1 protein-coding gene is annotated in these 301 nt (G+C 68.1%); it reads right to left on the reverse strand.

The features are described from left to right. On the reverse strand, positions 1 to 190 hold a 190-nt coding region (locus MKK50_RS24765), incomplete at its 3' end, for an FAD binding domain-containing protein (protein ID WP_499025848.1). Positions 191 to 301: the final 111 nt, after the last annotated feature.

Consider the following 301-nt stretch of genomic DNA (forward strand, 5'->3'; position numbering starts at 1 on the left):
CGCGACGGCGGTCTGCGCATCGGCGCAGACCGCCGTCGCGCTCCTCGATCTCAGCCAGCGGCAGGCGGGTGATGTCGATGAGCCTGCCCGGCCGCTCGACATCGTACTTCATCAGATCGATGAGGTTGGTGCCGCCGGCGATGAAGCGGCCCGCCGGATCGCTGCACAGCGCCTGAACCGCCTCGGCCACCGTACTGGGGCGACCTGAATCGAAGCGGTTACTCGGGCGTCTCCCGTCTGCATCGCACCTGCGACGCGAGCTCCGATGGTGTCTTCGGCGACCGCGCGGGTAGGTCTTCTT

Source organism: Methylobacterium sp. J-043 (assembly GCF_022829505.1).
GTDB lineage: Bacteria > Pseudomonadota > Alphaproteobacteria > Rhizobiales > Beijerinckiaceae > Methylobacterium > Methylobacterium extorquens_A.